This window comes from Pontibacterium sp., assembly GCF_041587635.1.
Taxonomy (GTDB): domain Bacteria; phylum Pseudomonadota; class Gammaproteobacteria; order Pseudomonadales; family Balneatricaceae; genus Pontibacterium.
In genome coordinates this window covers 1-3,128 of sequence record NZ_JBFGYC010000477.1, presented here as the reverse complement: position 1 = coordinate 3,128, position 3,128 = coordinate 1, and the positions used below count along the sequence as shown (strand labels likewise).

General features: G+C 51.8%; 5 protein-coding genes. All 5 read right to left on the bottom strand.

Annotated elements, in window-relative coordinates; all coding sequences use genetic code 11:
- A partial coding sequence (locus ABYW01_RS17745; RefSeq protein WP_372835357.1) for a cbb3-type cytochrome c oxidase subunit I occupies nucleotides 1-311 on the bottom strand: 311 nt, incomplete at its 3' end.
- An 18-nt stretch (nucleotides 312-329) separates the two neighbouring features.
- Nucleotides 330-1,454, bottom strand: coding sequence for a cytochrome c oxidase subunit II (gene coxB, locus ABYW01_RS17740; RefSeq protein WP_372835354.1), 1,125 nt, complete (start codon nucleotides 1,452-1,454; stop codon nucleotides 330-332).
- A 205-nt stretch (nucleotides 1,455-1,659) separates the two neighbouring features.
- A complete protein-coding gene (locus tag ABYW01_RS17735) occupies nucleotides 1,660-1,863 on the bottom strand; it encodes a DUF2970 domain-containing protein (RefSeq protein ID WP_372835351.1) in 204 nt (67 codons plus the stop codon).
- Nucleotides 1,864-2,011: 148 nt separating this feature from the next.
- The gene (locus ABYW01_RS17730; RefSeq protein ID WP_372835348.1) at nucleotides 2,012-2,641 is read right to left on the bottom strand and encodes a sulfite oxidase heme-binding subunit YedZ; all 630 of its coding nucleotides are present in this window, start codon (nucleotides 2,639-2,641) and stop codon (nucleotides 2,012-2,014) included.
- A 14-nt stretch (nucleotides 2,642-2,655) separates the two neighbouring features.
- The coding region (msrP, locus tag ABYW01_RS17725; protein WP_372835347.1) for a protein-methionine-sulfoxide reductase catalytic subunit MsrP at nucleotides 2,656-3,128 on the bottom strand (473 nt) is incomplete at its 5' end.

Here is a 3,128-nt window from a genome sequence, read left to right as displayed (position 1 = left end):
CCGATCATCATCGGCACCATCCAGTTCGCCAACCCCACAAACGCGGGCATAACCGCACCAAATACCATGATCAGGCCATGCATGGTGGTCATCTGGTTGAAGAAATTAGGTTCCATCAACTGCAAACCGGGCTGAAAAAGTTCGGCACGGATACTCAGAGCCATGCAGCCCCCGAGCAGGAACATCAGCAAACTGAACCAGAGGTACAGGCTACCGATGTCTTTGTGGTTGGTGGTGTATAACCAGCGGGAGATACCGCGGGCAGGACCGTGGTGAACTTCGGTCTCAACAGTTTGCTCCAGTGTACCCATCTACACTCTCCTGATGCTTTACTGCTTCAACGTGTTGATCTGGGCCGGACTCACCAGATCACCCGTGGTATTACCCCAAGCATTTCGCTCGTAGGTAATAACCGCCGCCAGTTCGACAGCACTGAGCTGATCGCGGAAGGCCTGCATCGCCGTACCGCTCTTACCATTGAGCACAACATCGATATGTGCTGCCGGATCACCCACCATCATCGGACTGCCTTTTAATGCAGGGAATGCACCTGGAATCCCCTCACCATTTGGTTGATGACACGCTGCGCAGGCGCGGTTGTATACCTCTTCGCCCTTCGTCATCAACTCAGCCAGTGTCCAGTTTTTCGTGGCCGCATCACTGGCCTGAGCTTTGGCCTGTTTCATCTCCACCAGCCACTGGTTGAAATCCTCTTCGCTGCGCACATCTACCACAATCGGCATAAAGCCGTGGTCTTTACCGCAGAGTTCCGCGCATTGCCCCCGGTAGATGCCGGGTTCAGGGGCGATGGTCCAGGCCTCATTGATAAAACCGGGAATCGCATCCTTTTTCACGGCCAGATCAGGCACCCACCAGGAATGTATTACATCATTGGCGGTCAAGAGTAAGCGGACCTTCTTCCCAGCCGGAATCACCATGGCGTTATCCACTTCCAGCAGGTAGTGCTCACCTTTGGTTTCATCATTGGAAATTTGTTCGCGGGGGGTCGAAAGGGAAGAGAAGAAATCGATATCTTCACCCAGATACTGGTAACGCCATTTCCACTGGTAACCGGTAACCTGAATATCCAGCTCAGCTTCGCTCTGATCGTACATTTTGATGAGCGTGGCCGTTGCGGGTACCGCCATGCCAACAAGGATCACAAAAGGCACCACGGTCCAGATAATCTCAACCAGGGTGTTTTCATGAAAATTGTGCGCTTTGGCACCGCGGGATTTGCGGTGATGAACGATTGAATAGAGCATGACACCGAAGACAACGGCGCCAATGGCCACACAGACCCAGAAAATGGTCATATGCAGATCGTAGACCGCGCGACTGATTTCAGTCACACCCGGCCCTAAGTTAACTTGCCACTCAGCTACTGCTGACAGGGGAAAGATCAGCCCGAATGCACCAAACAGTGCGGGCAATCCCCATCCTATGATCTTCATCTCCAGGCCCCCTCGCATCCACGCAAAAAGCCTGTCGAATCCTATAAATACACACTATGGCGCTGTACAACAGTTTCAACGTCGGTAGCGGTAGGATTACGGCAGGCTTTTATCGTCGCCTGAGTTCCGTCCCAAATTCCTACCAGTCCGCTTGGTTTTGTGAAGTATAGCAGTCCTGAATTTTTCGCAAGTTCATTTTAACCTTTCAGGCACCACCAATAGATAACGCCCAGCTCACGAGAAAGATCACAAATACGACGAACAGCCCCATGGCAGCAAGGCCGAGTAGCATCCAGGCCCAGGTATGACCGGCGGCAAAATCGCGTTCCTGATTATGTGAAGATTGCACACCAAAGCAGGCGGCTAACACACTAAGAAACATCTGAATAAGATTGGGTTTATGCGACATAACTCCTCCCGGCAGCGGTCTCAGGCTGCCATACGGAGGGCCAAGTTAGATGATGATCCAGACTACATGGATGAACAGAATAGAACCGTCAGCAAGATAATCACGGCGCCTCCTTTTGTCAGTCTGGCACAAAATATCTGAAAGGGAATCAGGCTGCCCGGGCAGCCCGCATGACCCGTGTTTTTTTCTGCAGATAGAAATACAGACGACTGCCTAGCAGGAAGCTCAAGATCAAGCCATACATGAGCTGCTCACCAAAGTCCGAGCGGATTTGCCAGATAATATGCACCATCACCAACAGGGAGATCGGATAGACCAACTTGTGCAGCTTCAGCCAATAACGTCCCAACCTACGCTGCATGCCACGCGTCGAGGTCACTCCCAAAGGGATCAGCAACAGCAAGCCCAGTGCCCCCACCACGATATAGGGTCGTTCACTCAACTCCTTAAGCAATAGATCCCAACGCCAACCCAGAATAAACGTGGCAAACGACACTAGGTGCACTGCAGCATAGAACAAACTATACAAGCCCATCATGCGTCGATAACGCAGCGGCCAGTTCAATTTAAACACCCGCCGCAACGGCGTGATCGCCAAAGTTATCCACAACAGATTGATTGCCCAGATACCGGTTTCCAGCACAATCTCCTGAGCCGGATCAGCCCCCAGATTGAAAATCCAGGCGTTATACGTCAGCCAGCCAAGTGGCACTAATGGCAGCAGGAAAACCACCCACCACTCAAGATAACTTAACGCTTTAGATTTTGCTTTAACCATAACGACCTACCTGATCAGAACCACTTCTTCAGGTCCATACCTTTATACAGCTCAGCCACTTCTTCGGCGTAACCGTTGAACGGCAAGGTATCAACCCGATTCGGATTAAACAGTGATGACGGCAAGCGACGCTCCGATGCCTGACTCCAGCGCGGATGATCCACCGCCGGATTTACATTGGAGTAAAAACCATATTCTTGCGGCGCCATCAGGTTCCAGGTGGTGTTTGGCATCTTGTCGGTCAGGCGGATTTTTACAATCGATTTGATACTCTTAAAACCGTACTTCCACGGTACCACCAAACGCAGAGGCGCTCCGTTCTGTGGTGGCATTGCATTGCCGTATACGCCCACCGCCAACATCGTCAAAGGATGCATCGCCTCATCAATACGCAAGCCCTCCACATACGGCCACTCCAACGTACTGAAACGGGAACGCTGTCCGGGCATCTGATCCGGATCATGCAAGGTGGTGAACTCCACATATT

Bases quoted from the DNA above. Each gene is read 5' to 3' on its own strand.
- coxB (WP_372835354.1), bottom strand. From the start codon at position 1,454: ATGAAGATCATAGGATGGGGATTGCCCGCACTGTTTGGTGCATTCGGG.
- ABYW01_RS17735 (WP_372835351.1), bottom strand. From the start codon at position 1,863: ATGTCGCATAAACCCAATCTTATTCAGATGTTTCTTAGTGTGTTAGCC.
- ABYW01_RS17730 (WP_372835348.1), bottom strand. From the start codon at position 2,641: ATGGTTAAAGCAAAATCTAAAGCGTTAAGTTATCTTGAGTGGTGGGTG.